A 26,789-nucleotide genomic window follows, 5' to 3' on the forward strand; every position below is an offset into this window, starting at 1 on the left:
TCGTAGGCACGTCGCACGCGCGACATCACTCGTCAGCATAAGTAGTTGCATCGCCGCCGTACAGGATTCCATAGTCGTAACTCGTAAGGACAAGTGACGTCAGTACATCGCTGACGTCCTGAGTGGCCAGGGAGGCCAACGAAATGCAGTCCATTCCCGTGGACACGGCGCGGCTGGGCGTACTGCGGTGCGCCATCGCGCCCGAAGCGAAGATCACGAACACCGAGACGCAGGAGGTGAAGAGGGACCGGGACGGCAATCCGGTCTGGACGGTGGCCGTCACCGTGCGGCAGGACGGTCGGCGGATCTCCGTCATCGAGATCGCCGTGAGCGGTCAGCCCCAGGGCATCGAGGAAGGCCAGATCGTCAAGGTCACCGGCCTGACGGCGTTCATGTGGTCGATGGGTGACCGGCATGGCGTCAGCTTCCGCGCCGACGCCATCACGCCCGTGCGTGGCGGCTCCGTGAGCGCCAAGGGCGGTGACACGTGATGGGACCGGTAGTGCTCGCCTTCGCGCTGGCCGCGCTGGCCTGGGTGTTCGTCGTCGGTGACCTGGTGCGCCAGCACCGTCCGGTCTGGCACTGGTACCTGGTCGGCTACCCGGCAACCGCCTGCCGGGTCATGGCGACCTGGCGCAAGGTGGCCATCCTCAACGACCTTGCCGTTTCCCGTCGTCCGTCGCGCGGGCTGCTCGGGGACCTGGTCGTCAAGGGTGATCCGCTGCGGCCGGTGGCTCCGCGGATCTCGTTCCCCAGGGCGACCCGCATGGGCCTGTCCGTGACCGTGCGGCTGCACGCGGGCCAGACCCCTGCGGCGTACATGAAGGCGGCAGACGGGCTGGTGCACGCGTGGAAGGTCCACGCGGTGCGTGTCACCTCCCCGGAACGCGGGCTCGTGCTGCTGACCGGGACGGCCACCGATCCGCTTCAGCGGCCCGGCTTAGCCACGGCGCCGGCCGAACTTCTGTCGGCGCTGATCGGCGTCCTGGAAAGCGGCGGTGCCTGGGTCATGAACCTGCGGCTGGTGCCGCACTGGCTCATTACCGGGGCCACCCGCTCCGGCAAGTCCACCCTGCTGGCCCGGCTGATCACCCAACTCGCGACTCAGGCCGTCGCCCTGGTCGGCATCGACTGCAAGGGCGGCATGGAACTGGGCCTGTTCTCGGGGCGGTTGAGCGCGTTGGCCACGTGCAGGCGTGAGGCGGTCGCTGTGCTCTCCGCGCTGGTGGTCGACATGCAGGACCGGATGAGCGCGTGCCGGTCGGCCGGTGTCCGCTCGATCTGGGAGCTGCCCGAGAAGCTCCGGCCGGTGCCCGTCGTCGTGATCGTCGACGAGATCGCGGAACTGTACCTGTCCGACGGCACCCGCGAGAGCAAGGCGGAGGCGGAGCAGTGCTCCACGCTCCTCCTCCGGCTCGCACAGCTCGGTGCCGCGCTCGGCATCCACCTGGTGGTGGCCGGACAGCGCGTCGGCTCCGATCTCGGACCCGGCGTCACCGCCTTGCGGGCCCAGCTCGGCGGCCGGATCTGCCACCGCGTCAACGACCCCGGCACGGCAGAGATGACCTTGGGCGACCTCAACAAGGACGCCGTGGCCGTCGCCCAGTCGATTACCGCGGAGGAACGCGGCGTGGCCGTGTGCACCGGCCCGGACGGCGGATGGAGCCGCGCCCGCTCCCACCTCACCCCGACAGAAGAGGCCGTGGCAATCACCAGGAAGTACGCCGCCACGACCCCGGAACTGCCCGCGCTAGGCCACGCCCTCGCGGTGCTGGAAGGAGACGACAAGTGATCAGCACGGGTACAGCGGTCTCGCTCGTCGTGGTCTTCGGGATCATCACCTTCCTCCTCGTCCGCTCCCGCGACGTGCGGATCTGGGAAGCAGCCTGCATCGCCCTCTTCGGCATGTACCTGGGCCAGACGCCCGTCAGCTTCACGATCAACGGCTTCATCACCTGGTTCCTCAGCGGCTTCAACCACTTCTGATCAGGAAGGACATAACGTGCCCATGCCTCGCGTGAGGTGCCCCCAATGTAAGGGCGACGGAGCAAGGAAGACCTGGACCGGACGTCTGCGGCGCTGCCGCGTCTGCCGCGGGACCGGAACCATCCGCTGAACCCCCACCCCAACGACACCGCAAAAGAGGTGATCCCCATGGCCAACCACGCACCACCCACCCTCACTCGTGCCGCCTCGGCGGCCCACCCTGGAAGGTCACCACCATCACCCCGGACTTCACCCCGGCTGACAGGCGCGCCGCCCTCGAGCGCGCGGCGCGCCTGCGTCAGCTCACCGAAGCAGACCGCGACGCCATCCGCCTCGCCCAAGACCCGAAGTTCCACCGCTGGCTGGAGCAGATCACCGCTACCGGTGGCTGCACCCATCCCGTCCACCTGTCCGGCTCGACCACCACCCTGGACGGCACAACGGGCGAGATCCTCCACCGCTACGACACCCGCGACGAACCCGGCGAACGCCTCCTCGTCCGCTGCCGCAACCGCCGCGCAACCGTCTGCCCCGCCTGCTCCCGCCTCCACGCCGGAGATACCTACCACCTCGTCCGCGCCGGCCTCCTCGGCGGCAAGAACGTCCCCGACACGGTCCGCCACCGCCCCCGGCTCTTCGTCACCCTCACTGCCCCGTCCTTCGGCCCGCTCCACCGAGCAGGAGAGCTGTGCCGCCCGCGCCGCGACAGCGGAATCTGCGAACACGGCCGCCCTCTCGGCTGCGGCGCCGTCCACGCCGCGGATGCGCCGGTTGTCGGCCAACCGATCTGCCCCGACTGCTACGACTACACAACCCACGTGCTGTGGCACGCGCATGCCTCCAAGCTGTGGGACCGGTTCGTCATCGACGTCCGGCGGCGCCTGGCGTCTTCGGTCGGTCTCGTCCAGTCCCGCTTCGCACAGCACGCCCGGCTGTCCTTCGCCCGCGTCGCCGAGTACCAGAAACGCGCGGCCGTCCACGTGCACGCTGTCATACGCCTCGACGGCCCGAACGGACCCGACGACGAACCCCCCGCCTGGGGAACCGCGGAACTCCTCATCGACGCCGTGCGCGCCTCCGCCCGACGGGTCCTGGTCCGCACGCCCTACAGCCCGGCCGTGGGTGAGCTGGCCCTGCGCTGGGGCGCCCAGATCGATGCACGGCCACTGCGCACCGACGGCGACGGCCCGGACGATGACGCGGTGGCCGCGTACGTGGCCAAGTACGTCACCAAGGGAGCGAGCGAGACAGGCGCCGGCACCGACCACAGGGTCACCACCCGGGACGACATCGAAGCGGCGCCGCTGAGCCAGCACGTTCGCACCCTCATGCACACCTGCTGGCGCCTCGGCGGACTCCCCGAGTACGAGCCGCTCAACCTGCGCACTTGGGCTCACACGCTCGGCTACCGGGGCCACATCCTCACCAAGTCCCGCGCCTACTCGACCACGTACGCAGCACTCCGCGCCGAACGGGCCGACCACATGGGCCACGACGACATCCCTGACGCGGTCACCGAACGGCACTGGCGCTACGTCGGCTCCGGCCACACCCCCGGCGCTGGCCTCATCGCTGCCGGAATCGCCGAAGACCTTGCCCTCCTGCGCGAGGCTGCCCGCGACGATCGGTCCGGCTCGCTGAGGGCGGTGGGCAACTGACCGCGAGAGACGAGATCACAGAAGCCGCTGGGTGGGCGTGGGCTAGAGAACAGGCGCGGAAGGCTCCGAAATGGTCCGATAAGCGATGGCGGCAAGTAAACGCCATTCTCGGTCTAGAGGTGAGAACCACCCGGCGGGCCCGTTCCGGCAAGCGTGTGCCGTGATGGGCCCGGTCCGGCGTGATAGCGCCTGTCAGTCCTCTTCGCGATAGATGGGCGTGAGCCGATTCCACACCGGTCCACCGGGCCTGACCGCAGGACTGACGAGTACGGTCAAGAGCGTCTTCTCCACGTATGCGCGCTGTTCCAGGAAGTCGAGTCCATCCCACACGTGCCTCAAGTCGACCGGTGCTCCCTGAGCTCGCAGTGAACGACGGCGCCACTCGTTCCGCTCATTGATGAGCCGGCGTTCCGTCGCCTCAGCCTTTGCGAGGAACGCGAAGAAACGCTCTTTGCTGACCAGCCGCTGTTCCCGGCGCTCTGTCCAGTCCTGGATGTCCTCCCGGATTCGGGCAAGCTGCTCTTCGCCTTCCCACTGCTGTGGAACCTCGGTGGCCTCCCTGTCCTTGGCTTCCTCCTCGTACTTGGCGATCGCGAGCATCTTGAGCGCCTCATCGGTCTCCGGCCCTGAGATACGGACCCCACCGCACCCGTATCCGCTCCGCTTGTCAGGGCAGGTGTAATAGAAGAACCCTTCCGGCTTCTTCCTGCTTGCCGGAGCCTTTTGCGCGCGCAAGAGTGCTCCACAGCCCGCCTTGTCGCATCGCAGGGTGCCTGTTCCCAAGTACTTGCGGGCGTTGTACGCGTCACCGGCCCGGGGGCCTCTGCCGATGAGTTCGGTGACGGCTTCCCAGTCAGTGACTGAGATGATCGGGTCCCACTGCCCCTTCACCGGTTCCCCGTCCTCGTCGAAGACGGGCTCAACCCTGACGCTCTCGGTCCCGGTCTCCGGGTTGAACTCCCGAACCTTCCTTGAGCGGTAACCGCAGATTCGGGGGTTGCGGAGAACCTGTTTCACAGTCTCCTTACTCCACCTGTTGCCCCGCGTCGTGGTGATGCCCTGCTTGTTCCAGTCGGCCGCTACCGCTCGCGGGGACGCTCCTGTGAGAACGCGCTCCACGGCCTTCCGGATCGCGGCGGCCTCCTTCGGCTCGATCGTCCGCTTGTCGTCCTTGTAGCCGAAGGGGCGAGTGCTGCCTGTGGGGATTCCCGCCTGTTGCATGGCCTGGTGCTTGCGGCGGACTCGTCGGGCCGTGTCAGCACTCGACTTGTTGGCCACGGTCACCAGGAGTCGGGCGACGGTCCGGCCGTTGTCGGTGAGGAGGTCCAGCGTGCCTGTGATATCGATGATCGGGCGGCGGAAGTTCTCCACGACCTCAATGGCGTCTTCGAGGTGCCGGTTGTCGCGCGTGAGGCGGTCGATGTCGTAGACGATCAGGCCGTCCAGGCGCTCACCGTCTGGCGTCGTCCCGCGCTTCAGGTCCTCTAATGCACCCTCGAACACGGGGCGGATCACGCGATAGGCGACTGTTCCGTCCGGCTGGCGGACCCGCTTGCGCTTCCATGCCGAGGTGTCGGGTTCCTCGTACGTGTAGACGTACCTGCCTCCGCGACTCTCGACGAACCGGCGGGCGTCCTTCTCCTGCTCCTCCCGGCTCCTGATGTCACGGCCCGTGGCCGGACGCCATCTTGGGCCGTTGCCGGCGGGGTGGTCCGGCGTCCTGCCCGGAGCTGATGCGGACAACTCGTCGGCATCCGGTTCGAGGGACAGCCGGACCAAACCTCCCCAGTTCTGCCCGTCTAAGTCACCCCAGTGCGCCCGCTGTACCAGGTCATCGGTCATGGCGTGAGGTTACTTCTGCCCATGCTCTGTTCGGTGGAGATACCGGCGCCGCTGAGGATCGCTACGAGGGGCCTGTCCATGGGGGTGAGAGTAGGACGCCTGCCTGCTCAGGGCCAAAGGATATCGGGGCGCACCCACTGCGCCGAGGGCACTCGCCGCCGGCGCCCGGGGCAGGCGGCAGCGGAACGTGCGGGGGCGGGTTCCTCGGTCCAGGGCGCTATCTAGGTAGGTTGGAAGAGGGCTCACTGACCGACATGAGGTGACGGTGCCATTCGATACTGGTTCACAGTTCGTCAGGGAAGCCGTCCGCCGCATCGGGGATCTCGTGCTCACCGAGGACGACGTTTACCTCGACGGCCTCCCGGACGAGGTCGAGGTCGAGGTCTACATCGCGGTTCCGTTGATCGAGGTGGCGAGGATGCTGGACGAGCCCACCGGCGACAAGGAGTTCCGGGGCGGCGTCCGGCTCCTGCTCGAGGTGGGCGCGGTCGTGGCGCCCCGCATGCCGAGCGAGCTGCGTGACCTGTTCGAGGAGCTGCGTTTCGCAATGCGCGGCGTGACCGTGCGCTGAACGGGGTCCCGGACGAGAGCGCCGGCAGGGGCAGAACGGGGCCTGGGCAGGGCGGGGCTCAACCAAGTTGAAAAAGGCTCCGTGAGGCCGTGGCTGTCTGCTTGAGCTTCGGGCGGATTGAACTATCAGAGCAACAGCAGACCCACCAGGGTCGGCTTCGTGGAGCCCTCTCGTGACCACAGTTCGGCGTCGGTTGCGGGATGGGCCGCCAGAATCACCTGTCGCAGTGCGGCTCTCCGCTTTGCGGCGTATTCGACATCAGACTCACCCGCGCGAGGCCACAACCCCCCTGTCAGGGAGATGGTCACCCCGTCCCGCTGAAGGACGTATCCGACGACGTCGTCAGAGGTACCGCGGAACCAAAGCCCCGGACGGTCTTGGACACATGGCGGCGACTCGGTTTCACTCGCGTCCCCAGCGCCTTCGAGCAAGGGTCCGCAGGGGTTGACGTAACCCAATGTCACCCTTTCGGCTCCCATCCATGCCTGTGACGGCCCCATGGGAAGGTCGAACATCGCCGTGAGGGTCTTCCCGTCCCAGGTGTACGGCTCCTGCGTCATCCCCGGCAGGGCGACCACCTGAGCCATCGCCCGCGACGGAATCCCGGTGGCCCTCAGCCACTCCTTCGCGGCGACGTGCTGCTGAAGCTCTCGTACCGGTACCGCAAGTATGTACACGGCGAGCAGACCCCCAACTGCGGCCTGCACGGTTGCACGCGATCGCAGGATTGTGGCGCAGGCCATGAACAGCGCGGGCAGGCAGTACATCAGGCAACTGAGCAGCCCCCATCGGAATGGGAGGGCCACGGTGAGCAGCAGCATTACTCCCATATCGGCCAGGAGCGCGCAGGCCAGCACCGTCTTTGCGTATCGGGGCCATGAGCGCCGGACCTCGTGGAGCACGAGGAGCATCACCGGAACGGCCATGAGCAGTCCCACGACCACGACGGCCATCGACACGAGCAGGAGGATTCCGTCCTCGGAGACCCCCAGCCACGCTTTGATACCGATGACAGGGAGCACCGAAGCGACCGCTCCCGCGAGACCCAGACCAAGTACGCCGCCCCACCGGGCAGGTCCCCACCGCAGCGCACCCTCGGCGCGCGGAGCCGTCTCGCTCGTGTACTCGGTCAAATTCCCCCCTGCTGATCGCGGTAGCACGGTGCTTTGCCAGAGACACGTCACTGCGGTGAAAGGTTGCGTCGACCGACACAGCCGCGCGGGCAGAAACAGAGCCAACGGGAGGACACAGGAGTCCGACTCCAAAACTGACGCTTGCCCTGGGCATGGCCTGCTCTGCGCCCGCCTCCGTGCAGCGTCTGTCTGCGCGAACTCTTACCGAATTGAACCCGTGATGTCGGCGGTGGTGCTCCTGCGGCCGTCGCCGACATCACGTGGAGGCCGTCGGGGTCGGTGTCAATGGACTGGTTCGAGATGGTCGGCGCCCGGGCGCCCGGCGCTCAGGTGGGCGGTGAGGAAGCGTGCGGCGCGGTCGAGTGCGGCGTCCGCCTCGTCGAGGCGGCCGTAGTGGTGCTGGAAGACGTGGGGGAGGCCGGGGCCGACTTCGAGCGTGACCTCGACGCCGTCGGCGCCCGCGCGGCCGGCCAGCCGGACCGCGTCGTCGAGGAGCACCTCGTTCGCCCCGACCTGCACGAGGAGTGGGGGCAGTCCGGTGAGGTCGGCGAACACCGGACTGGCCAGGGGATGCGCCCTGTCGCCTGCGCCGACGTAGAGATCGGCGTAGGCGCGCACGTCGGCCTCTGTGAAAATGGGGTCGGCGCTCTCCCTGGAACGGATGCTTCCTCCAGCGAGGGTGAGGTCGGCCCAGGGGGAGAAGACGACCACGGCGGCTGGTTGCGGCAGCCCGGCCTCCCGGGCGGCGAGCAGCGTGGCGATGCTCAATCCGCCACCGGCGGAGTCACCGGCCATGACGAGGTCCCGTGGGTCGGTGCCCGACGCCAGCAGCTCGCGGTAGGCCGCGAGCCCGTCGTCGACAGCCGCGGGGAAAGGGTGCTCGGGCGCCAGCCGGTAATCCACCGACGTCGCGCGCAGCCCGGCGCGGCGGGCCAGTTCACCGACCAGCCCTGCGTGGGTGTCCGGTGAGCCGATGACGTAGCCGCCGCCGTGCAGGTAGAGCAGTCGGCCGCGGCCGGAGGCTTCGGCCGGCTCCAGCTCCAGTATCGGCCGCCCGCCCAGGACGGTCCTGCGTGTTACCACGCCGTCCGGCGCGGGGCGGGTGACAGCCGCGGCGAAACCGCTGCGCTGCTCCTCGGGAGTGGGCCGCATCTTGCTGCGAGGGGCGGAACGGAGTAGGGCGTCCAGGGCGTCACGCTGCTGTCGGGACATGCGGGGCCTCCATGGGTCGGGGTGCGAGGATGGATTCCTTGGAATCCACCTGCCTGACCCCAACCGGATTCCAAGGAAGATGATTCCCAGGAATTCATTGGAGCCAATGTGAGCCACATCACCCCGATCTTCACCGATCTGGTCCGCGTCGAGACCCGGCTCTACAACGCGGTGAGCGCACGGTTGCGCGCCGAACAAGGGCTGGGGCTGGGACAGTTCGAGCTTTTGGAGATCATCGACCGCGTGCCGGGGTGCCGCGTGCTCGACATCGCCGGCGAACTGGCGATCACCGTGGGGGCCGTCAGCAAGGCGGTCGACCGGCTGGTGGCTGCGGGCTGGTGCCTGCGGGTCGCGCACCCCCAGGACCGCCGCTCGTCCGTCCTCCGCCTCACATCCGCGGGTGAGAAGCAATTGTCCGCTTCCCGCCCCATTGTCGAAAGCGAGCTCATCTCACTGACAGCGGCGGTTCCCCCCGACGACCTGGCCCGCATCGCCTCAACCCTGGCCATCCTTCGCGCAACCCTCGAGGCGGGCTCCCACGGCCGGCCGGGATGAGGGGACGGGGCGGGCATGGCCCGGCCGGGATCCGTGTCGATGTGCCGTATGGCCGGCGTTCCCGAGACAGGGCCGTCGAGACCGGCGCGGACCCAGGCGAATGCCGAGATGCCCGTCAGTCCCTGAGGCGTGATGACATCCTGCCCGACGGAGCCGTTCAGCCGACGCGGTGGCCGTTCTCCAGCTCCACCGTCCCCGCGCCCTCCGTCAGCACGTCGAGCGCGGCCAGCACACGGCGGCCCAGGGCGCCCGGCAGATACTCGACGAGCTGCTCCCGGGGCACGAGCCGCCAGGACAGCAGTTCCTCCTCCTGCAACCGGATCGCCTTGAGGTCCTCCTCGCCGAGGACCCCGCCGTCGTACAGATACGCCACCAGCGGCGGCCGCGCCGTCCCGTGCACCCAGTCCACCGCGAGCAGCCGTCCGAGCTCGACGTCGAGGCCGATCTCCTCCGCGGTCTCCCGCCGGGCGCCCTGCCGCGGGGTCTCTCCGGTGTCCGACTCGACGGTGCCGCCGGGCAGCGCCCATCCCTCGCGATAGTTGGGCTCGACGAGCAGGACGCGGCCCTCCGCGTCCCGGAAGACCGCGGCCGCACCGGCCAGGACGCGGGGCAGGGACGCGATGTAGGCGGCGAAATCCTGAGTGGTCATCCACGAAGGGTAACCAGCCCCGGGCCCGGCCAACACGCCCGCCGCGGTCGCGGCCCACACCCCTAGGCGCCCCCCGCAGCCTCCGCCAGCCGCAGTGTGCGCTCGGCGAGCTCGGTGATGCGGATGCCGTCGAAGCCGAAGACGGCACTGCGGACCCTGTCCTGAAGGGGATCCGTCCAGTGCGCGGGGATCGCCGCCGCCCCGGTCAGGACGCCCGCGACCGAGCCCGCGGTGGCGCCGTTGGAGTCGGTGTCCAGACCCCCGCGGACGGTCAGCGCGATGGTCCGGGTGAAATCGCCGTCGCCGTACAGGAGCCCGGCGGTGAGCACCGCGGCGTTGGGGACCGTGTGGATCCAGCCCAGCCCGGCCGTCTCCACGGAGACCGTGTCGAGCGTCTCCTCCCAGCTCAGCCGGGTCTCGTGGAGCGAGATCACCCGGCGTACGGTACGGGCGAGCCGGCTGCTCGCGGGGATCACCGCCAGCGCCGTGTCCAGGGCGTCCCGGACGGTGGGCGCGGTGAACGCCGCCGAGATCAGCGCGGCCGCCCACATCGCCCCGTAGACCCCGTTCCCGGTGTGGGAGAGCACCGCGTCCCGGCGGGCCAGCGCGGCGGCGCGAGGTGGGTCGCCGGGCCAGGTCCAGCCGTGGACGTCGGCGCGGATCAGGGCGCCGATCCACTCCTGGTAGGGGTTGTCGAACGTGGCCGTCAGCGGGGGCTTGAGGCCGTTCGCCAGATTGCGGTACGCGGCCCGCTCCGCCGTGAAGGTCTGGAGGTACGGCATCCGCAGCAGCCACAGCTCGCCGACCTGCTCGGTGCTGAAGCCGAAGCCGTGCCTCTCCAGCAGGTCGAGGCCGAGAATCGCGTAGTCGATGTCGTCGTCGCGGCAGCTGCCGTGGATCCGGCCGCGTACGCACTGGCGCCACTCGGGCCGCAGATCGAGGGCCTCGCTCTCGGTGGCGGGCTCCGGCAGGTAGTCGGTGAGCGGCAGGGCCCCGGCCCGCCGCAGATAGCGGTCGATACGGTCCCGGGTCCACACCTCGCCCCGCTCGACCGGCTTGCCGAGCATGTTGCCCGCGATCCGGCCCAGCCAGCCGCCGAGGATGCGGTCGCGGAGATCGGCGCCCACAAGGGTCATGCAGGGACCTCTACCCGTTTCCGCGAGGGTTGCCCACGGCCGGCGCCTCCGCCTGCGGGAGGGGCATGACGGCCGGGCCGTGCTGCGGTTAAGGTCGCAGCGGCGCGACTGCCTTGACGTGCGCAAGGCTCGCAGAGCAAGGGGAGTGCAGGTGGCAGACGCTGCAGTGAACGACACCCGGGAGGCACGGCCGGCCGGGACGGAACGGCCCGCACAGCGGGTGCTCGTCGCCGCGGACAAGTTCAAGGGGTCGCTGACCGCCGTACAGGTCGCGGAGCGGGTGACGGCGGGGCTGCGCCGTGTCGTGCCGGGGCTGGAGGTCGAGGCGCTGCCCGTGGCCGACGGAGGCGACGGGACGGTGGACGCGGCGGTCGCGGCCGGGTTCGAACGGCACGAGGTACGGGTGGCCGGTCCCCTCGGCCACGAGGTGACGGCGGCGTTCGCGCTGCGCGGTGAGACCGCGGTCGTGGAGATGGCGGAGGCGAGCGGGCTCCAGCGGCTGCCCGCGGGGGTCTTCGCGCCGCTGACGGCGTCCACGTACGGCTCGGGGGAGCTGGTGCGGGCCGCGCTGGACGCGGGGGCGCGGACGATCGTGTTCGGGGTCGGCGGGAGCGCCACGACGGACGGGGGCGCGGGGATGCTGTCCGCGCTCGGGGCGCGGTTCCTGGACGCCGAGGGAGAGCCGGTGCCGCCGGGCGGCGGAGGGCTGGCGAGCCTGGCTCGCGCCGATCTGTCGGGCCTGGACGCGCGGCTCGCCTCGGTCGACCTGGTGCTCGCGAGCGACGTCGACAACCCGCTGACCGGGCCGGCGGGCGCCCCGGCCGTGTACGGGCCGCAGAAGGGCGCCTCGCCGGACGACGTGGAGGCGCTGGACGCGGGGCTCGCCCACTACGCGAAGGTGCTGGAGGAGACGATCGGCCCTCGCGCGGCGGAGCTGGCCGCGTCGGCGGGCGCGGGCGCGGCGGGGGGCATCGGGTACGCGGCACTGATCCTCGGGGCGCGGTTCCGGCGCGGCATCGGCGTCATGCTGGACGTGCTGGGCTTCGCGCCGGCGCTGGAGCGGGCCTCCCTGGTGATCACGGGGGAGGGGTCGCTGGACGCGCAGACCCTGCACGGCAAGGCTCCGGCGGGGGTGGCCGCGGCCGCGAGGGCGGCGGGCAGGGAGGTGGTCGCGGTGTGCGGCCGGCTCGCCCTGCCCGCGGAGGCCCTGGAAAAGGCGGGCATCGGCCGGGCCTACCCGTTGACGGAGCTGGAACCGGACGTGGGCCGCTGCCTCGCCGACGCCGGGCCGATCCTGGAACGAGTGGCGGAGCGCATCGCCCGAAACCACCTGACCTGAGCCCCGCCCCTCTCGCCCTCGCCGGCCAGGCACCCGGGAAGGCCCCGGCGCCCGGCCTCAGGCACGGGCGAAGAGTCCTCCGAAGGTCTCCGGGACACGCGAAGGGCCCCGAACCGACCGGTTCGGGGCCCTTCGCGTGTCCACGTCCGCTACGGCAGCTGTGCGGCGCGCGCCTCGCGGCGGTTGCCGCGGAAGTTGTTCACCCGGCGCGCCGTGGCGAACAGCGGAATCACCGCGCCCATGACCAGCTGCAGCGCGCAGCCCGTCTGAAGGAGCAGCTGGCCGCTGGGGGCGTCGAAGGCCCAGGCCGCCAGGAGTCCCATCGACAGGACGATCCAGGACAGCATCGCCCCGGCGAGGCGGCCTCGCGGCTTCGGGTACTCCACCCGGCTCACCATCAGCCAGGCGGTGCCGAGGATCGCCAGCAGGGTGGCGAAGAACGGCAGCTCCAGCAGCACGATCGAGACCACCGTCAGCGCGCCGAACGGCGAGGGCATGCCCTGGAACATGCCGTCCTTCATCGTCACGCAGGAGAATCTCGCAAGCCTTAGTACCACCGCGAGCAGCACCACGATCGCCCCGAGCGCGGCCACCCGCTGGTGCGCGTCGTCCGCCACCATGCCGTAGACCAGGACGAAGTACGCCGGGGCCAGACCGAAGCTGATCAGGTCCGAGAGGTTGTCCAGCTCGGCGCCCATGGGCGAGGAGCGGAGCTTACGGGCGACCAGGCCGTCGAACAGGTCGAAGACCGCCGCGCACAGCATGAGGATCACGGCCGTGGCGGCGCTGTGCCGGGCCATGCCCGTCGACTCGTCGTTGCCCGTGAGGTGCGGGATCAGGATGCCGGTGGTGGTGAAGTACACCGCCATGAAGCCGCACGTGGCGTTGCCGAGGGTGAGGGTGTCCGCTATCGAGAGGCGGAGCGAGAGAGGCATCTCCTCCTCGTCGTCCACCTCGTCGGCCTCCGGCACCCAGCCGGCCTTGGTATCACGATCAATCACGGTCAAGGCGAGTCACTCCAGCCACGGTCTTCTGGCCGACCTCGACCGCGACCTCCACACCCTCCGGCAGGTAGAGGTCGACACGCGAGCCGAAGCGGATCAGGCCGATGCGGTCGCCCTGCTCGACCTTCGTGCCCTGCGGGATGTAGGGGACGATGCGACGGGCCACCGCGCCGGCGATCTGGATCATCTCGATGTCGCCGAGTTCGGTGTCGAAATGCCAGACTACGCGCTCGTTGTTCTCGCTCTCCTTGTTGAAAGCGGGAACAAAGCCGCCCGGGATGTGCTCGACCGACGTGACCGTGCCGGCCAGCGGCGCGCGGTTCACGTGGACGTTGAGCGGGCTCATGAAGATCGCGACGCGGGTGCGGCCGTCCTTCCACGGCATGATGCTCTGCACCACACCATCGGCAGGCGAGATGACCCGGCCCTGGGCGATCTCACGCTCGGGGTCGCGGAAGAACCACAGCATGCCCGCCGCGAGCGCGGTGGCGGGCACTGCCACGGCCTTGGCGGCGCCGGAACGGCGCGCCCGGGCCAGGCTGAGTGCTGCGGTGGCAACGGTCGGGAGAAGCCACGGCGATGCTCCGCGCGCGAGACGTACGCTGACAAGGCTGTCGCGTGGTGCAGAGGTTTGGCTGTGGGGCATGGATGACCTTCGTAGCGGATGATGCCGCGCTTCGACGGGGGACGGCGGCTTTCCGGCGATCGTACCGGGCGCGGGCCGCAACTCGGCAAGCGAGGAAGCCGAGTCGGCGGCCGAAGAGCGTTGACGGGGTGTGATCTTCTTCGCGAAGAAAACACCCCGAAAACGGATAACTAGCCCTGGAGTCGATACTCTTCGAGCAGTCGGCGACCGATGATTATTTTCTGGATTTCGGCGGTACCCTCACCGATCAGAAGCATCGGAGCCTCGCGGTAGAGACGCTCGATCTCGTACTCCTTGGAGAAGCCGTACCCGCCGTGGATCCGGAAGGCGTCCTCCACGACCTCCTTGCAGTACTCCGAGGCGAGGTACTTCGCCATGCCCGCCTCGAGGTCGTTTCGCTGACCGGAGTCCTTTTTGCGGGCCGCGTTGACCATCATCGCATGGGCCGCCTCCACCTTGGTGGCCATCTCCGCCAGTTTGAACTGGATGGCCTGGTGCTGGGCGATCGGCTTGCCGAAGGTGTGCCGCTGCTGCGCGTACGAGACGCCCAGCTCGAAGGCACGCTGTGCGACACCGCAGCCACGTGCCGCGACGTTCACCCGGCCGACCTCGACTCCGTCCATCATTTGGTAAAACCCTCGGCCGGTGACCCCGCCGAGCACCCGATCGGCCGGAATGCGCAGACCGTCCATGATGAGCTCGGTGGTGTCGACACCCTTGTAGCCCATCTTGTCGATCTTGCCGGGGATGGTGAGGCCGGGGCGGACCTCGCCGAAGCCGGGCTCCTTCTCGACCAGGAAGGTCGTCATCGACTTGTGCGGCGCGGTGCCCTCGGGGTGTCCTTCGTCACTCCGGACGAGGACGGCCACGAGCGAGGACGTGCCGCCGTTCGTCAGCCACATCTTCTGGCCGGTCAGGACGTACTCGTCGCCGTCCTTGACCGCCTTGGACGTGATCGCCGACACATCGGAGCCGAGCGCGGGCTCCGACATCGAGAAGGCGCCGCGGATCTCGCCGAGGGCCATCTTCGGCAGGAAGTGGTCCTTCTGCTCCTGTGTGCCGTGCTGCTTGAGCATGTACGCCACGATGAAGTGCGTGTTGATGATGCCGGAGACCGACATCCAGCCGCGGGCGATCTCCTCCACGCACAGCGCGTAGGTGAGGAGCGACTCGCCCAGGCCCCCGTACTCCTCGGGGATCATCAGACCGAACAGGCCGAGCTCCTTGAGGCCGTCGACGATCTGCTGCGGGTACTCGTCGCGGTGCTCCAGCTCGGTCGCGACCGGGATGATCTCCTTGTCCACGAAGTCACGGACCGTGGAGAGGATCTCCTGCTGGACGTCCGTGAGACCGTGGGTCTGGGCGAGACGGCTCATCTCTACTTCTCCTGCTGCTTCAGCTCCGGGCGGCCGGGCTGCTCGCCGCCGCGCTCCTTGATGTACGTCTCGGTGGGGACCATCACCTTGCGGCGGAACACGCACACCAGCGTGCCGTCCTGCTTGTAGCCCTTGGTCTCGACGTGGACGATGCCGCGGTCGTTCTTCGACTTCGACGGCCACTTGTCGAGCACGGTCGTCTCGCCGTAGATGGTGTCGCCGTGGAAGGTCGGCGCCACGTGCTTGAGCGACTCGATCTCCAGGTTGGCGATCGCCTTGCCCGAGATGTCCGGGACGGACATGCCGAGCAGCAGCGAGTAGACGTAGTTCCCGACGACGACGTTCCTGCCGAAGTCCGTCGTCTTCTCCGCATAGTTCGTGTCCATGTGGAGCGGGTGGTGGTTCATGGTCAGGAGGCAGAACAGGTGGTCGTCGTACTCGGTGACCGTCTTGCCCGGCCAGTGCTTGTACGTCGCCCCGACCTCGAACTCCTCGTAGGTCCGTCCGAACTGCATGGCCCTTACGCCTCCGGGATCTCGAACGTGCTGGTGCGCTGCATGCCGGCGGCACGGCCCTTACCCGAGATGACCAGCGCCATCTTGCGGCTCGCCTCGTCGATCATCTCATCGCCGAGCATCGCGGAGCCCTTCTTGCCGCCGGCCTCGGACGTGTAGTACTCGTACGCGTCCAGGATGAGCTCGGCGTGGTCGTAGTCCTCCTGGGAGGGCGAGAAGATCTCGTTGGACGCCTCGACCTGGCCCGGGTGGAGCACCCACTTGCCGTCGAAGCCGAGGGCGGCGGCGCGCTGGGCCACCTCGCGGTAGCCCTCGACGTTGCGGATCTGCAGGTAGGGGCCGTCGATGGCCTGGAGGTTGTTGGCGCGGGCGGCCATCAGGATCTTCATCAGGATGTAGTGGTAGGCGTCCGCCGGGTAGCCCGGCGGCTGCTCGCCCACGACCAGCGACTTCATGTTGATGGACGCCATGAAGTCGGCGGGGCCGAAGATGATGGTCTCGATGCGCGGGGACGCCTGGGCGATCTCGTTGACGTTGTTGAGGCCCTGCGCGTTCTCGATCTGCGCCTCGATGCCGATGCGGCCGACCTCGAAGCCCATGGTCTTCTCGATCTGGGTCAGCAGGAGGTCGAGCGCGACGACCTGCTGGGCGTTCTGCACCTTCGGCAGCATGATGCAGTCGAGGTTCGGACCCGCGCCCTCGACCACCGTCACGACGTCGCGGTACGTCCACTCGGTCGTCCAGTCGTTCACCCGTACGACCCTCGTCTTGCCCGTCCAGTCGCCCTCGTTGAGGAACTTGACGATGGTGTGCCGCGCCTCGGGCTTGGCGAGCGGCGCACAAGCGTCCTCCAGGTCCAGGAAGACCTGGTCGGCGGGGAGGCCCTGCGCCTTCTCCAGGAAGCGGGGGTTGCTTCCCGGCACGGCGAGGCAGGAACGCCGCGGACGGAGACGGTTGACGGTCATGCGGGGACCTCCAGGGGGTCGAGCTTGTTCGCTGTGCGGATCTCGTCGACGATACGGCCGATGATCCCGGTGATGTCGAAGTCCTTCGGGGTGAAGACCGCGGCCACTCCCGCAGCCCTGAGCTGTTCGGCGTCGCCGCTCGGGATGATCCCGCCCGCGATCACCGGGATATCGGTCGCGCCGGCCTCACGCAGCCGCTCCAGCACGTCCGGCACCAGCTGCGCGTGCGAGCCGGAGAGAATCGACAGCCCGACCGCGTGCACGTCCTCCGCGAGGGCCGCGTCGACTATCTGTTCCGGGGTCAGCCGGATGCCCTGGTAGACCACCTCGAACCCGGCGTCACGGGCCCGCACGGCGATCTGCTCGGCACCGTTGGAGTGCCCGTCCAGGCCCGGCTTGCCCACCAGGAAGCGGAGCTTGCCGGCACCGAGGTCCCGGGCCGTCAGCTCCACCTTGCGGCGCACCTGGGCCAGCGCCGTGCCCTCCTCGGCGGTCACCGCGACCGGCGCCGACGACACTCCGGTCGGCGCGCGGAACTCGCCGAACACCTCGCGCAGGGCCCCGGCCCACTCGCCGGTCGTGACGCCGGCGCGGGCGCAGTCCAGGGTGGCCTCCATGAGGTTGCCGGTGCCCTTGGCCGCCTCCTTCAGCCGCTCCAGCGCCTTGCAGGGGCGCGGGTGGTTGAACGGCGGCTGGTAGCGGGTGTCGCGCCACTCCTGGAGCGAGGCGATGACGCGGGCCTCGACCGCCGGGTCGACCGTCTGGATCGCGGTGTCCAGATCGGCCGTGAGGGGGTTCGGCTCGGTCGTCTCGAAGATGTTGACGCCGACGATCTTCTCCTGGCCGGACTCGATCCGGGCCCTGCGCTCGGCGTGCGAGGCGACCAGCTGGGACTTGAGGTAGCCGGACTCGACGGCGGCCATCGCGCCGCCCATCTCCTGGATCCGCTCGATCTCGGCGAACGACTCCTCGACCAGTTCGCTCACCTTGGCCTCGATCACCTTCGAGCCTTCGAAGATGTCCTCGTACTCCAGCAGGTCGCTCTCGTGCGCGAGCACCTGCTGGATGCGCAGCGACCACTGCTGGTCCCAGGGCCGCGGCAGGCCCAGCGCCTCGTTCCAGGCGGGGAGCTGCACGGCACGCGCGCGTGCGTCCTTGGAGAGCGTCACGGCCAGCATCTCCAGCACGATGCGCTGGACGTTGTTCTCCGGCTGCGCCTCCGTCAGTCCCAGGGAGTTGACCTGGACGCCGTAGCGGAAGCGGCGGTGCTTGGGGTCCTCGATGCCGTAGCGCTCGCGCGTGATCCTGTCCCAGATGCGGCCGAAGGCCCGCATCTTGCACATCTCCTCGACGAAGCGGACGCCCGCGTTCACGAAGAAGGAGATCCGGCCGACGACATCGCCCATGCGCTCCTGCGGCACCTGGCCGCTGTCGCGCACCGCGTCGAGCACGGCGATCGCCGTGGACATCGCGTACGCGATCTCCTGCACCGGGGTGGCGCCCGCCTCCTGCAGGTGGTAGCTGCAGATGTTGATGGGGTTCCACTTCGGCATGTGGGAGACCGTGTACGCGATCATGTCCGTCGTCAGCCGGAGCGAGGGCCCCGGCGGGAACACATGGGTGCCCCGCGACAGGTACTCCTTGACGATGTCGTTCTGGGTCGTGCCCTGGAGCTTGGTGATGTCCGCACCCTGCTCCTCGGCGACGACCTGGTAGAGCGCCAGCAGCCACATGGCCGTGGCGTTGATGGTCATCGAGGTGTTCATCTGCTCCAGGGGTATGTCCTGGAACAGCCGTCGCATGTCACCGAGGTGCGCGACCGGGACCCCGACCCGGCCGACCTCGCCGCGGGCGAGGACGTGGTCGGAGTCGTAGCCGGTCTGGGTCGGCAGGTCGAACGCGACCGAGAGGCCGGTCTGACCCTTGGCGAGATTGCGCCGGTACAGCTCGTTGGACGCCTCGGCCGTGGAGTGACCGGCATACGTGCGCATGAGCCACGGCCGGTCCTTCTGCCTCCGGGACTCGGAGGGCTGACGCTCTGTCATCTGTGACCTCCGCTGTCCTCAGATGTTCCGGAAGCGGTTGATGGCGTCGACGTGCTTGGCGCGCATCTCCTCGTCGCGCACGCCCAGGCCCTCCTCGGGAGCCAGGCACAGGACGCCGACCTTGCCCTGGTGGAGGTTGCGGTGCACGTCGTACGTGGCCTGACCGGTCTCCTCCAGGGAGTACACCTTGGAGAGGGTCGGGTGGATCTTGCCCTTCGCGATGAGCCGGTTGGCCTCCCAGGCCTCGCGGTAGTTGGCGAAGTGCGAGCCGATGATCCGCTTCAGCGACATCCACAGGTAGCGGTTGTCGTACTCGTGCATGTAGCCCGAGGTCGAGGCGCAGGTCGTGATGGTGCCGCCCTTGCGGGTGACGTACACCGAGGCGCCGAAGGTCTCGCGGCCGGGGTGCTCGAAGACGATGTCGATGTCCTCGCCGCCGGTGAACTCGCGGATGCGCTTGCCGAAGCGCTTCCACTCCTTCGGGTCCTGGGTCCGCTCGTCCTTCCAGAACTTGTAGCCTTCGGCGTTGCGGTCGATGATCGCCTCGGCGCCCATCGAGCGGCAGATCTCCGCCTTCTGCGGCGAGGAGACGACACAGATCGGGTTGGCGCCGCCGGCCAGGGCGAACTGCGTGGCGTAGGAGCCGAGGCCGCCGCTCGCGCCCCAGATCAGGACGTTGTCGCCCTGCTTCATGCCGGCGCCGTTGCGGGAGACCAGCTGCCGGTAGGCGGTGGAGTTGACCAGGCCGGGCGCGGCGGCCTCCTCCCAGCTGAGGTGGCCGGGCTTGGGCATGAGCTGGTTGGACTTCACCAGCGCGATCTCCGCGAGACCGCCGAAGTTGGTCTCGAAGCCCCAGATCCGCTGCTCGGGGTCGAGCATCGTGTCGTTGTGGCCGTCGGAGGACTCCAGTTCGACCGAGAGGCAGTGCGCGACGACCTCGTCGCCCGGCTTCCAGGCGTTGACGCCGGGGCCGGTGCGCAGGACCACACCGGCCAGGTCGGAGCCGATGATGTGGTACGGCAGGTCGTGGCGCTTGGTCAGCTCGCTGAGCCGGCCGTAGCGCTCCAGGAACCCGAAGGTGGACAGCGGCTCGAAGATCGAGGTCCACACCGAGTTGTAGTTGACCGAGGAGGCCATGACGGCGACCAGGGCCTCGCCCGGGCCGAGCTCCGGCAGCGGGACGTCGTCGACGTGCAGCGACTTGCGGGGGTCCTTGTCCCGGGTGGTGAGCCCGGCGAAGATCTCCGTCTCGTCCTTGTGCACGGTGACCGCGCGGTACGACTCGGGGAGCGGAAGAGCGGCGTAGTCGGCGGACGTGGCCGTCCCCGACTGGATCGCGTCCAGGATGTCCTTCACGGTGTTGCCTCCGGCGAAAGAGCGTCTTGAGGGGAGACGCTGAGGGTCTACGTCGGTGTGCTGGTGAGAGGGGTGCCGTCGGTTCGGCGGAGGTGGTGCTGTGGCAGCGCTTTGTGGCGCGGAGGGTGCCTGTGACGCAGGCGTCCGGGCGCGCTCGCCGGGGAGGCTTGCGGGGACAGCCGGCGTACGAAAGGTCTCTGCACGCCGGCCGCCCGGACGACACCAACGTATGGCACGGCGTGTCACCCCGCAAGGCACTGGGTGCCAGAAAGTTCCCTCAGATGAAATCTTTACGTAACAGATGAGCGATGATCGATCAAAGCTACTGCCGGGTAGTGGAAACGGGAAGGGGCGGGCGGCGGCACCGAGTGCCGCCGCCCGCCCCTTCCCGCAGCGGTGTCGCTAGGAGCGCTCCTTGAGCGCCTGCTCGATGGTGCGCATCACCTCGTCGAGGGACGCATCCGTTCTCGCCACCGTCACCAGGACCTCGCCCTGGGACGTCACCGAGGCCGGCGTGGTCCGGGGCGCGGCGTCCCGGCCGGCGCCGATGCCCGTGCCGAACGTCCTGCGCACGATCGCGAAGGCGTGATCCAGCTGGGTCTCGACGTCCCCCTGGCCGCCGGCCCGCAGCCAGCGCCGCAGGACGTGGTTGTGGGCGGTGACGACCGCCGATGCGGCGACCTCCGCGAGCAGCGGATCGTCGTTGGCGTCGTCGTCGTGCGCGTGCTCGTCGAAGTGGCCCAGCAGATAGCGGGTGAACAGCCGTTCGTAGCGGGCCACCGAGGCGATCTCCGCCTCCCGCAGGGTCGGCACCTCGCGGGTCAGCTTGTAGCGCTGCACGGAGATCTCCGGCCGGGCCGCGTACATCTTCATGACTTCCTTGATGCCGCGGCACACGGTGTCCAGCGGGTGCTCGTGCGCGGGGGCGGCGTTGAGCACCGCCTCGGCCCGGATCAGGGTGTCGTCGTGGTCGGGGAAGATCGCCTCTTCCTTGGAGCGGAAGTGGCGGAAGAAGGTGCGCCGGGCGACCCCGGCGGCCGCCGCGATCTCGTCGACAGTGGTCGCTTCGTACCCTTTCGTGGCGAAAAGCTCCATCGCCGCAGCCGCCAGTTCTCGGCGCATCTTGAGCCGCTGGGCGGCGGCGCGGCTGCCTGCGGCACTCTCCGGTGCGTCGGGCGTAGCTGGTGTACGGGAGGACTTGGCGGGCTGGGACATGACCCGAACGTACTGCATGTGCGCAGGATGGCGCGCATGTCCCGGGTTCCCCCCGCCCCACGGGGGCGGGGGGTCACCCTGGGGATCGAGCAGCCCGCCCCAGTCGGCGCCGCCTTCGAACCAGTCGCCGGGCCCGTCAGCGCTTGGCATATTCGCGGAAGCCGCGGCCGGTCTTGCGGCCGAGGCAGCCCGCGGCCACCAGGTGTTCCAGAAGCGGCGCGGGAGCCAGGCCCGGGTCACGGAACTCGCGGTGCAGGACCTTCTCGATGGCGAGCGAGACGTCCAGACCGACCACGTCGAGCAGTTCGAACGGCCCCATCGGGTAGCCGCCGCCCAGCTTCATCGCCGCGTCGATGTCGTCGAGCGACGCGTAGTGCTCCTGCACCATCTTGACCGCGTTGTTGAGGTACGGGAACAGCAGCGCGTTCACGATGAATCCGGCGCGGTCGCCGCAGTCCACCGGGTGCTTCCTGATGGCCGCGCACAGCTCACGGACCGTGGCGTGCACATCGTCCGCGGTCAGTACGGTACGGACCACCTCGACCAGCTTCATGGCGGGCGCCGGGTTGAAGAAGTGCATGCCGATCACGTCCTGCGGGCGCGAGGTGGCGCGGGCGCAGGCGACGACGGGCAGCGAGGAGGTGGTGGTGGCGAGGATCGCTCCGGGCTTGCAGACCTTGTCGAACGTGGCGAACAGCTGCTGCTTGACCTCCAGGTCCTCGGCGACCGCCTCCAGCGCCAGGTCGACGTCGGCGAAGTCGTCGTAGGAGCCCGTCGGCCGGATCAGGTCGAGCGTCTGCGCGGCCGCCTCGGCCGTCATCCGGCCCTTGTCGACCGAGCGGGCCAGCGACTTGCCGATCCGGGCCTTCGCGGCCAGCGCCTTCTCCTCGGTGCGGGCCGCGAGGACCACCTCGTACCCGGCCTTGGCGAACACCTCGGCGATACCGGACGCCATGGTGCCGGAACCGGCGACTCCGACCGATCGGACCGGCCGGCCCGGCACCGAGGCGGCACCCGTGAGCGGCGTCAGCGCGTCCTGCACGGCGGTCGGGCTGCCGGGCGCCTCGTAGGTGTAGAAGCCGCGCCCCGACTTGCGGCCGGTCAGGCCCGCCTCGCTGAGCTGCTTCAGGATCGGCGCGGGCGCGTGCAGCCGGTCGTGGGAGGCCGCGTACATGGCCTCGAGAACGGTGCGCGCGGTGTCGATGCCGATCAGGTCGAGCAGGGCGAGCGGGCCCATGGGCAGGCCGCAGCCGAGCCGCATCGCGGCGTCGATGTCCTCGCGGGAGGCGTACTTGGCCTCGTACATCGCGGCGGCCTGGTTGAGATAGCCGAACAGCAGCCCGTCGGCGACGAACCCGGGCCGGTCGCCGACCGCGACGGGCTCCTTGCCGAGGTCCAGGGCGAGGTTGGTGACGGCGGTGACGGCCGCGGGCGCGGTCAGCACGGAGGAGACGACCTCCACCAGGCGCATCGCGGGCGCCGGGTTGAAGAAGTGCAGCCCGAGGACCCGCTCCGGGTGGGCCGAGTCGGCCGCGAGCCGGGTGACGGAGAGGGCGTTGGTGCCGGTGGCGAGGATGGTGTCCGGGCGCACGATGTCGTCGAGAGCACGGAAGACCTGCTGCTTGATCTCGTACGACTCCGGGACCACCTCGATGACCAGGTCGGCGTCGGCCGCCGCGCGCAGGTCGGTGAAGGTGCGGAAGCGCGCGAGGGCGTCCTCGCGCTCCTGCTCGGTCAGGCGGCCGCGGCTCACGGCGCGGGCGGTCGCGGCGTTCACGGCGGCGACGGCCTTCGTGGCCGCGGCCTCGCTGATGTCGATGCCGACGACCTCGCGGCCGGCCCGGGTCAGCACCTCGGCGATGCCGGTGCCCATGGTGCCGAGACCGATCACGGCAATGGTATTGAGCGGGGACAGAGGGGTGTCGGAGAGGGGAGCGGCCATCGCGGGACTCCAGGAATGAGGGTGACGACTGAGAGGGCAGGCCTGGATGCGCCGAAGGGCGCACACAGTGCGGAGAACGCGGGTGTCTGCCGGGCTGACGAGCGCACACGCCCGGTGCGTCCGCGGACGTGCACACGTCCGGGAGCGTTGTTCCGACCGGCCCTGTCCCGGAGCCGGGTCGTACTCGGGTACACGATGTACCGAACCGACAGGCGCCTCCCGCCCTGACGGCTGGGAGGTGCCCCTGCAATGGCTGCGTCACCAAACCACTGCAATACGCGAGCGGGTAGCTCGCTCGAATGAGCTTAACCGGTGGGTAACGAGCACGCCACCCCTGGACTTTGTGATGTAGGTCCCCCCATCGGGTTGACCGCCCTAGTCTCGGCTCCATGGAGGAAGCGCTGCGATCACTCGCGGAACGTTTACGGGACGAGGCCGGCTCCTCGCCGGTGTACGGGCGGCTCGTCGCCACGGACGACCCGGACGAGTTGGCCGCCGTGCTGACGGAACACGGACAGCCGCTGTGGGCCCGGGAGCTGGCCGCCTTCCGGCTGGGTGTCGCGGGGGACCGGAGGGCGTTCGAAACGCTTGTCCTGCTGCTCAACCACCGCGATCCCCAGCGATGTGTGTCGGCCGCCCATGCCCTGGCGCGGCTCGGCGATCCCCGCACCGCCCGCGCCGCGGCCGCCCTCGCCACCAACGAACTCCGCGTCGCCTACGCACTCCACCCCGTACGCCTGCTCGTCGCACTGCGCGCCCCCGAGTCCGTGCCCGCGCTGATCACCACGCTCCAGCGAAGACTCCGGCCGCACGACCCGTACCGGAAGGTGGCGCTCGCCTGTGTGGAGGGGCTCGGCGAGCTCGGGGACGCACGGGCCGTATCCGTACTGAGCGAGGCACTCGCCCACCCGGCACTCGCGGAGGCGGCGGTGCACGCACTCGCGCGCATCCCCCCGCAGCACTGAGCCTCAGCCGAGCAGCGGCAGCACGGCCGCGTACCGCACCTCGGGCACGGTCACCCCGTCCGCCCCGAACGCCGCCTCGGTGCCGTCGGCGTGGAATCCGGCCCGCTCGTAGAAACGCCGGGCGCGGACGTTGTCCTTGAGCGCCCACAGATACATCCGCGGGTGTCCGGCCGCGCTGCACCTGTGGACCGCCTCCGTGAGCAGGGCCCGGCCGATGCCGCGCCCGAGCAAGTCGGGAGCCACGTAGAGCGCGTACAACTCGGCGTCGCCGGTACGCACTTCGCCCTCCCGGTACGGTCCGTGCGCGGCCCATCCGACCACCGTCTCGCCGTCCTTCCCCCAGTGCCTGGACGGCCCCGGAGGTGCCCCCACGGCGACCACGTTCACCACCCGGCCGTCGCCCTCCGCGAGACGCGCGCGGCGCCGCTCGGTCTCGGCGTCCACGTCGAGCGCATCGAGATACGACCGGGGAATCAGCCCCCGGTAGGCGGTCCGCCAGCCGCTGACACGGATCTCGCTCACGCGTCGGCAGTCGGCGAACGTCATGTCCCGGATACGCAGCCGGCCGTCCATGACGGGAACCGTAGACGGGCCCGGCCGCGCCGGGCCAGGGGTTATTCGGGGAGCACCGCGAAGGCCTCGATCTCCAGGAGGAACTCGGGGCCCACCAGCGCCGCCACCTGTACCGCCGACGAGGCGGGCAGGCGGTCCCCGGGTATGTGGGCGGCGCGGGCCGCGCGGATCGCCGGCAGGTGCGCCATGTCCGTCACGAAGTAGGTCAGTTTGACCACGTCGTCGAACGTGGCCCCGGCGGCGGCCAGACAGCGGCGCAGATTCTCGAAGACCTGCCGGGCCTGGGCCGCCGGGTCGCCCTCGCCGACGAGCCCGCCGTCCTCGTCCAGCGCGAGCTGGCCGGATATGGCCACGAAGCGTCCGGTGCCCAGCACGACATGCGCGTATGCGGAGGCGGGGGCGACTCCGTCGGGGGCGGGGATCCTGGTCAGCTCACTCATGGGTCCATGGTGGACCACGGGTCTGACAACGCCCCCGACGGGCCGGGCGGGCCCCTCAGCCGCGGAAGCCGAGCAGACCGTGCAGCGTGGAACCGCCTTTGGGAGTGGTGGCCGTCTTGGCGGTCGCCGGTTCGGGATCCGGCAGCTTCGGGCACACCGCGTCGATTCCGCCGCGCCCGTGCGGCACCGTGCCGTCGGTGAGATATGCCGCCAGATACCTGTCGAGACAGGCGTTGCCGCTCAGCGAGACGCCGTGGTTGCCGCCGCCCTGCTCGACCACCAGGCTGGAACGGCGCAGCAGATGATGGACCGTCACTCCGCCCTGGTAGGGCGTGGCGGCGTCCTCGGTCGCCTGGAACAGCAGCGTCGGCGGCAGCGCGTCGTTGGCCACGTCCACCGGCCGCAGCCCGGACGTCGGCCAGAAGACGCACGGCGCGTTGTACCAGGCGTTGTTCCAGGCCATGAACGGCGCCTTGGCGTACACCGCCCAGGTGTCCTTGCGCCACTGAGCCCAGCCGCGCGGCCAGGAGACGTCACGGCACTGCACCGCCGCGTAGACGCTGTAGCCGTTGTCGCCCGAGGGGGCGACCGCTGCCATGGCCTGGTACGCGTTGACCAGCGGGCCGGGGTTCTTGTCGTTCACATAGGCCGAGAACGCGGCGGCCAGGCGCGGCCAGTAGCCGTTGTAGTAGCCACCCGGGATGAAGGTGTCCTCCAGCTCGGAGGCACCCACCTTGTTCCGGGCGGGGTTCTTGGCCAGAGCCGCCCGCATCGCGTACCACTTGGCCCCGACCCGGGCCGGGTCGGGGCTCAGCCGGTACGTCCGGTCGTGCCGGGCGACCCACGACAGGAAGGCCAGATGGCGGTCGTTGAAGGCGTAGTCCTGCTGGATGTTGTCGTCGTACCAGACGCCCGTGGGGTCGACGATGGAGTCGAGCACCAGACGGTGCACCCGCTGCGGGAAGAGCTTCGCGTAGACGGCGCCCAGGTAGGTGCCGTAGGAGTACCCGAAGTAGCTCAGCCTCTCGGCGCCCAGCGCCTTGCGGATCGCGTCCATGTCCCGCGCGGCATTGATCGTGTCGATGTACGGCAGCACGCTCGCGTACTTGGTGGCGCAGGCCACGGCGAAGGACCTGGCGCGGGCGAGGTTGGCCCTCTCCAGGGCGCGTGTACCGGGCACCGAGTCCGGGCGCACCGGGCCGAAGTGGCCGGGGCGGCAGTCCAGCGCCGGCTCGCTCTTGCCCACCCCCCGCGGGTCGAAGCCGATCACGTCGTACTGTGCCGCCACCGCCTTGGGGAGCGCGGACGCCACGAATCCGGCGAGCTTCAGACCGCTGCCGCCGGGCCCGCCCGGGTTGACCAGCAGCGGCCCCTGAGAGGTCTTCGCGGTGTGCGGGACGCGCGACAGCGCCACCGTGATCTGCCGTCCGCGCGGGTTGGCGTAGTCGAGCGGCACCGTCACGGATGCGCACTGGAGCGTCGGAGAGGCGGCGGTGGCGCACTTGTTCCAGGTGAGTCCGGTCGCTTGCGCGGTGTCCGCGGCGCGTGGGGCGTTCGCGTCGGCCGGGAGCGCGGGAAGCATCCCGGCCACCACGAGGGCGGCACCGCACAGTACGGCTGCGCCTTTTCTCATGTCAGTCCTCCCAGGACGGACGGGGCGGACCAC

25 protein-coding genes are annotated in these 26,789 nt (G+C 69.6%); 8 read left to right on the top strand and 17 right to left on the bottom strand.

Annotated features, from left to right (window positions below):
• Positions 1 to 143: 143 nt before the first annotated feature.
• From ABZ876_RS16660 to ABZ876_RS16675, 4 genes are all read left to right on the top strand, one after another.
• Positions 144 to 491 carry a hypothetical protein gene (locus ABZ876_RS16660; protein ID WP_361780738.1) on the top strand — a complete coding sequence of 116 codons (348 nt, stop codon included), beginning with the start codon at positions 144 to 146 and terminating at the stop codon, positions 489 to 491.
• Positions 491 to 1,792: an FtsK/SpoIIIE domain-containing protein gene (locus tag ABZ876_RS16665; RefSeq protein ID WP_361780741.1), complete on the top strand. Its 1,302-nt coding sequence runs from the start codon at positions 491 to 493 to the stop codon at positions 1,790 to 1,792. Before ABZ876_RS16660 ends, ABZ876_RS16665 begins: the two co-directional genes overlap by 1 nt.
• Entirely contained in the window at positions 1,789 to 1,986 is a 198-nt protein-coding gene (locus tag ABZ876_RS16670; RefSeq protein WP_361780744.1) for a hypothetical protein, read from the top strand. Before ABZ876_RS16665 ends, ABZ876_RS16670 begins: the two co-directional genes overlap by 4 nt.
• Positions 1,987 to 2,279: 293 nt before the next feature.
• Positions 2,280 to 3,644, top strand: a complete 1,365-nt coding sequence (locus tag ABZ876_RS16675) for a replication initiator (protein WP_361781320.1) — start codon at positions 2,280 to 2,282, stop codon at positions 3,642 to 3,644.
• Positions 3,645 to 3,836: 192 nt separating this feature from the next.
• Here the strand turns inward: ABZ876_RS16675 and ABZ876_RS16680 are convergent, their stop codons facing one another.
• The gene (locus ABZ876_RS16680) at positions 3,837 to 5,486 is read right to left on the bottom strand and encodes a recombinase family protein (RefSeq protein ID WP_361780747.1); all 1,650 of its coding nucleotides are present in this window, start codon (positions 5,484 to 5,486) and stop codon (positions 3,837 to 3,839) included.
• 265 nt (positions 5,487 to 5,751) lie between these two features.
• On the opposite strand from ABZ876_RS16680, the gene ABZ876_RS16685 reads away from it, so the two are divergent.
• The gene (locus ABZ876_RS16685) at positions 5,752 to 6,057 is read left to right on the top strand and encodes a hypothetical protein (RefSeq protein WP_361780750.1); all 306 of its coding nucleotides are present in this window, start codon (positions 5,752 to 5,754) and stop codon (positions 6,055 to 6,057) included.
• A 125-nt stretch (positions 6,058 to 6,182) separates the two neighbouring features.
• On the opposite strand, the gene ABZ876_RS16690 is transcribed toward ABZ876_RS16685, so the two are convergent.
• Entirely contained in the window at positions 6,183 to 7,079 is an 897-nt protein-coding gene (locus ABZ876_RS16690; protein ID WP_361780753.1) for a hypothetical protein, read from the bottom strand.
• A gap of 393 nt (positions 7,080 to 7,472) precedes the next feature.
• On the bottom strand, positions 7,473 to 8,402 hold the full coding sequence (locus ABZ876_RS16695) for an alpha/beta hydrolase (protein ID WP_361780756.1): 930 nt from the start codon (positions 8,400 to 8,402) through the stop codon (positions 7,473 to 7,475).
• A gap of 108 nt (positions 8,403 to 8,510) precedes the next feature.
• Here ABZ876_RS16695 and ABZ876_RS16700 point away from each other — a divergent pair, with 108 nt between their 5' ends.
• Positions 8,511 to 8,957, top strand: coding sequence for a MarR family winged helix-turn-helix transcriptional regulator (locus ABZ876_RS16700; protein ID WP_361780759.1), 447 nt, complete (start codon positions 8,511 to 8,513; stop codon positions 8,955 to 8,957).
• A gap of 157 nt (positions 8,958 to 9,114) precedes the next feature.
• On the opposite strand, the gene ABZ876_RS16705 is transcribed toward ABZ876_RS16700, so the two are convergent.
• The gene (locus tag ABZ876_RS16705; protein ID WP_361780762.1) at positions 9,115 to 9,606 is read right to left on the bottom strand and encodes an NUDIX hydrolase; all 492 of its coding nucleotides are present in this window, start codon (positions 9,604 to 9,606) and stop codon (positions 9,115 to 9,117) included.
• A gap of 62 nt (positions 9,607 to 9,668) precedes the next feature.
• Positions 9,669 to 10,742, bottom strand: coding sequence for an ADP-ribosylglycohydrolase family protein (locus ABZ876_RS16710; RefSeq protein WP_361780765.1), 1,074 nt, complete (start codon positions 10,740 to 10,742; stop codon positions 9,669 to 9,671).
• Between the two features lie 166 nt (positions 10,743 to 10,908).
• On the opposite strand from ABZ876_RS16710, the gene ABZ876_RS16715 reads away from it, so the two are divergent.
• Positions 10,909 to 12,081: a glycerate kinase gene (locus tag ABZ876_RS16715; RefSeq protein ID WP_361781323.1), complete on the top strand. Its 1,173-nt coding sequence runs from the start codon at positions 10,909 to 10,911 to the stop codon at positions 12,079 to 12,081.
• A gap of 149 nt (positions 12,082 to 12,230) precedes the next feature.
• On the opposite strand, the gene pssA is transcribed toward ABZ876_RS16715, so the two are convergent.
• The 9 genes from pssA to ABZ876_RS16760 form a co-directional block, all read right to left on the bottom strand.
• Entirely contained in the window at positions 12,231 to 13,052 is an 822-nt protein-coding gene (gene pssA, locus ABZ876_RS16720; RefSeq protein WP_361781326.1) for a CDP-diacylglycerol--serine O-phosphatidyltransferase, read from the bottom strand.
• 22 nt (positions 13,053 to 13,074) lie between these two features.
• A complete protein-coding gene (locus ABZ876_RS16725; protein ID WP_234518874.1) occupies positions 13,075 to 13,731 on the bottom strand; it encodes a phosphatidylserine decarboxylase in 657 nt (218 codons plus the stop codon).
• Between the two features lie 170 nt (positions 13,732 to 13,901).
• Entirely contained in the window at positions 13,902 to 15,107 is a 1,206-nt protein-coding gene (locus ABZ876_RS16730; RefSeq protein WP_361780768.1) for an acyl-CoA dehydrogenase family protein, read from the bottom strand.
• A 2-nt stretch (positions 15,108 to 15,109) separates the two neighbouring features.
• Complete coding sequence (locus ABZ876_RS16735) at positions 15,110 to 15,622, bottom strand: MaoC family dehydratase (RefSeq protein ID WP_234518857.1); 513 nt, start codon at positions 15,620 to 15,622, stop codon at positions 15,110 to 15,112.
• A 5-nt stretch (positions 15,623 to 15,627) separates the two neighbouring features.
• Positions 15,628 to 16,587 carry a CoA ester lyase gene (locus tag ABZ876_RS16740; protein WP_361780771.1) on the bottom strand — a complete coding sequence of 320 codons (960 nt, stop codon included), beginning with the start codon at positions 16,585 to 16,587 and terminating at the stop codon, positions 15,628 to 15,630.
• Positions 16,584 to 18,632 (bottom strand): protein meaA, encoded by a 2,049-nt coding sequence (locus tag ABZ876_RS16745; RefSeq protein WP_361780774.1) that lies wholly within the window; start codon positions 18,630 to 18,632, stop codon positions 16,584 to 16,586. Before ABZ876_RS16745 ends, ABZ876_RS16740 begins: the two co-directional genes overlap by 4 nt.
• 18 nt (positions 18,633 to 18,650) lie before the next feature.
• Positions 18,651 to 19,988 carry a crotonyl-CoA carboxylase/reductase gene (gene ccrA, locus ABZ876_RS16750; protein WP_361780777.1) on the bottom strand — a complete coding sequence of 446 codons (1,338 nt, stop codon included), beginning with the start codon at positions 19,986 to 19,988 and terminating at the stop codon, positions 18,651 to 18,653.
• Positions 19,989 to 20,390: 402 nt separating this feature from the next.
• A complete protein-coding gene (locus tag ABZ876_RS16755) occupies positions 20,391 to 21,203 on the bottom strand; it encodes a TetR family transcriptional regulator (protein WP_361780780.1) in 813 nt (270 codons plus the stop codon).
• A gap of 136 nt (positions 21,204 to 21,339) precedes the next feature.
• Positions 21,340 to 23,145 carry a 3-hydroxyacyl-CoA dehydrogenase family protein gene (locus tag ABZ876_RS16760; protein ID WP_361780783.1) on the bottom strand — a complete coding sequence of 602 codons (1,806 nt, stop codon included), beginning with the start codon at positions 23,143 to 23,145 and terminating at the stop codon, positions 21,340 to 21,342.
• Between the two features lie 389 nt (positions 23,146 to 23,534).
• Between ABZ876_RS16760 and ABZ876_RS16765 the strand changes: the two genes are divergently transcribed.
• Positions 23,535 to 24,110 carry an adenylosuccinate lyase gene (locus tag ABZ876_RS16765; RefSeq protein WP_361780786.1) on the top strand — a complete coding sequence of 192 codons (576 nt, stop codon included), beginning with the start codon at positions 23,535 to 23,537 and terminating at the stop codon, positions 24,108 to 24,110.
• A 3-nt stretch (positions 24,111 to 24,113) separates the two neighbouring features.
• Here the strand turns inward: ABZ876_RS16765 and ABZ876_RS16770 are convergent, their stop codons facing one another.
• Genes ABZ876_RS16770 through ABZ876_RS16780 form a run of 3 tightly spaced genes read right to left on the bottom strand, consistent with a single transcriptional unit; the run spans position 24,114 to position 26,756 of the window.
• Complete coding sequence (locus tag ABZ876_RS16770; protein ID WP_361780789.1) at positions 24,114 to 24,683, bottom strand: GNAT family N-acetyltransferase; 570 nt, start codon at positions 24,681 to 24,683, stop codon at positions 24,114 to 24,116.
• Between the two features lie 41 nt (positions 24,684 to 24,724).
• Positions 24,725 to 25,123: a RidA family protein gene (locus ABZ876_RS16775; RefSeq protein WP_361780792.1), complete on the bottom strand. Its 399-nt coding sequence runs from the start codon at positions 25,121 to 25,123 to the stop codon at positions 24,725 to 24,727.
• A 55-nt stretch (positions 25,124 to 25,178) separates the two neighbouring features.
• On the bottom strand, positions 25,179 to 26,756 hold the full coding sequence (locus tag ABZ876_RS16780; RefSeq protein ID WP_361780795.1) for an alpha/beta hydrolase: 1,578 nt from the start codon (positions 26,754 to 26,756) through the stop codon (positions 25,179 to 25,181).
• Positions 26,757 to 26,789: the final 33 nt, after the last annotated feature.

Origin of the sequence: Streptomyces sp. NPDC046931 (assembly GCF_040644655.1) — a bacterium.
Classification (GTDB): Bacteria; Actinomycetota; Actinomycetes; order Streptomycetales; family Streptomycetaceae; genus Streptomyces.